We start from the raw sequence: 2,651 nt of genomic DNA on the forward strand, positions 1-2,651 counted from the left end.
AGCGACAAATCCGTCCAGGAGGTCGAGTCGCCGGCGTCCGGCACGCTGAAGATCCTCGCGCAGACCGGCGTGGTCTACGAAGTCGGCGCGGTGCTGGCCGAGATCGGCTGACGGCATGGCCGCGCCCTCCGACGCCGCCCCGCTGCCGCCCTGGCCGGACATCGACTTCTCCGCCTTCGGCGAGGTGGAGCGTCGACCGCTGTCGCGCGTGCAGTCCCTGACGGCCGGATTCCTGACCCGTAACTGGGTCACCATCCCGCACGTCACGCACAACGATGACGCGGACATCACGGCCCTCGAGGCCCTGCGTGCGACGATGGCCCCCAAGCCCAGCGCGCTTGCGTTCTTCGCGAAGGCGCTGGTCTCCGGCCTGAAGGCGTTCCCGCAGTTCAACGCGTCGCTGGACGCCGGTGGCCGCGAACTGGTGCTGAAGAAGTACTTCAACATCGGCATTGCGATCGACACGCCGCGCGGCCTGGTCGTCGGCGTCGTTCGCGACTGCGACAGCAAGCCGCTGGCGCAGATCGCCAGCGACATCTCGGCGCTGTCCGACAAGGCGCGGGGGCGTGGCCTGCCGATGACCGACATGGAGGGCGGCTGCATGACGATCAGCTCCCTCGGCGGGATCGGCGGCACCGGCTTCACGCCGATCGTCAACGCTCCCGAGGTGGCCATCCTCGGCATCACGCGCGCCGAGTGGAAGGCCGTGCGCGGCGCGGGCGATGCCGTCGAATGGCGCCTGAAGGCGCCGCTCTCGCTCAGCTACGACCACCGCGTCATCAATGGCGCGGACGCCGCGCGCTTCCTGCGTCATCTCGACGCGAGCCTCGCGACGCCGCAGGCATTCGTTTGACCGTTTCACGAGGACCCTTTCCGATGCATGCACTCGCCGAACGTCCGCAGCACGTCGCCCCCGATCGCGTCGTCGACTTCGACTACCTCGCCCCCGAGGGGCACGATGACGACGTGCACCGTGCGTGGAGCGCGCTCCACCGGCCCGGCCTGGCGGACATCCTCTGGACGCCGCACTACGGCGGACACTGGATCGCCACCCGCGCGGACGACATCGACCTCATGCAGCAGGACCACACGCGCTTCTCGATGTCTTCCGTCACGATCCCGCGTCAGGCCCAGACCTTCCGTGTCGTGCCGCTGGAAATGGACCCGCCGGAGCACACGCCGTTTCGGGCGCTGCTGTCGCCCAAGTTCGGGCCGCGCCCGGTGCACGACCTGGAGGGCAGTGTCCGCGAATTGGCGATCGAGCTGATCGACAAGGTGATCGCGCGCGGCGAGTGCGATTTCGTCGATGCGTTCGCCAAGCGGCTCCCCATCGTCGTGTTCCTGCGTCTGGTCAATCTGCCGCTCGAGGACAGGGATCTGCTGCTCGAGATGACCGAAGCCTCGGTTCGCGGCAATGCCGAGCGCCGCAACTGGGCGGCGCAGCAACTGCAGCAGTACATCGGCAAGTGGATCGTCGCCCGGCGCCAGCACCCGGAGTCCGACCTGATCAGCGCCATGGTCAACGCCCGGGTCGCCGGCCGCGAGTACACGCCGGAAGAGACCTTCGGGATGATGATCAACGTGATCTTCGGCGGCCTGGACACGGTTGCGGCGAGCATGGGCTTCGCCGCCCGCTACCTGGCGCAGACGCCGGCGCTGCGGCGCACGCTGGCGGCGGATCCGACGCTGATCCCCGGTGCCATTGAGGAGTTCCTGCGCCGCTTCGGGGTGCCCAACACCGCGCGCGTCATCACGCATGACTTCGAGTACAAGGGTGTGTCCTTCAAGGCGGGTGAGCAGATCATTCTTTCCAAGACCCTGCACGGACTGGACGAGCGGCGCTATCCCGAGCCGCTGACCGTGGACCTGGGCCGGCCATCTTCGCGCCATGCCGCCTTCGGCGACGGCCCGCATCGATGCCCGGGTGCCGGCCTGGCGCGCATGGAGCTGCGGGTCTTCCTCGAGGAGTGGCTGAGGCGCATCCCCGAGTTCGAGATCACGCCCGGAAAGCGCGCGGTCACGAGTTCGGGCCAGGTCAACGGCATCCTCGCTCTTCCGCTGAGCTGGAGCGTCGCCTGATCGCAGGGCGGATCGCCTCGGGGCTCCTGCATGGCGTGGCTCGTCGCCCGCGGGGAGCTCTCCCCGATGCGCTGAAGCGCTGAATCGCACGCGAGCCTGTCGCGTCCGCCCGCCATTCGTGGCCTGCGCCAGGGATGCTGCGAGGGGCCAGGCCCTCTTGAATTTGCGCATGGTTCCAATATAGGAACGCTGAATGTCCCGCTTCACCGTCGCGCGTCGCGCCTCCACCACGCTGATCGTCCGCGACGGGCCCTCCGGCCTCGAGCTGCTGATGGTCCGGCGCTCGCTGTCGGCCAGCTTCATGCCGGGCTCCTACGTGTTTCCGGGCGGCGCGCTGGACGATGCGGACTGTTCAGCGGCCGCGCATGCGCGCTGTACCGAGGGGGCGGCATCGCTGGCCTTGCGGGTGCGGACACCAGGCCTGGCCGCGGAGACCGTCATGGGCCATGCCGTCGCGGCCTTGCGGGAGTGCTTCGAGGAGTGCGGTCTCTGGCTGGGTGCGCCGCCCGGGACGAATGCCGGCACGCTGGCCGAGGCGCGCCGTCGCATGCTGGCCGGGAAGATCGGTTTCG

At 69.0% G+C, this 2,651-nt stretch carries 2 protein-coding genes and 1 pseudogene; all 3 read left to right on the forward strand.

What is annotated here, in order from left to right; genetic code table 11:
• Positions 1-115: 115 nt before the first annotated feature.
• Positions 116-853 carry a 2-oxo acid dehydrogenase subunit E2 gene (locus I73_RS28460; RefSeq protein WP_022981610.1) on the forward strand — a complete coding sequence of 246 codons (738 nt, stop codon included), beginning with the start codon at positions 116-118 and terminating at the stop codon, positions 851-853.
• A 23-nt stretch (positions 854-876) separates the two neighbouring features.
• On the forward strand, positions 877-2,079 hold the full coding sequence (locus tag I73_RS16390) for a cytochrome P450 (RefSeq protein WP_022981611.1): 1,203 nt from the start codon (positions 877-879) through the stop codon (positions 2,077-2,079).
• Positions 2,080-2,272: 193 nt separating this feature from the next.
• Positions 2,273-2,651 (forward strand): annotated as a pseudogene (locus I73_RS16395) (hypothetical protein); the annotation flags it as partial.

Source organism: Ideonella sp. B508-1 (assembly GCF_000333615.1).
GTDB lineage: Bacteria > Pseudomonadota > Gammaproteobacteria > Burkholderiales > Burkholderiaceae_C > Ideonella.

Bases quoted from the DNA above. Each gene is read 5' to 3' on its own strand.
- I73_RS16390 (WP_022981611.1), top strand. From the start codon at position 877: ATGCATGCACTCGCCGAACGTCCGCAGCACGTCGCCCCCGATCGCGTC.
- I73_RS28460 (WP_022981610.1), top strand. From the start codon at position 116: ATGGCCGCGCCCTCCGACGCCGCCCCGCTGCCGCCCTGGCCGGACATC.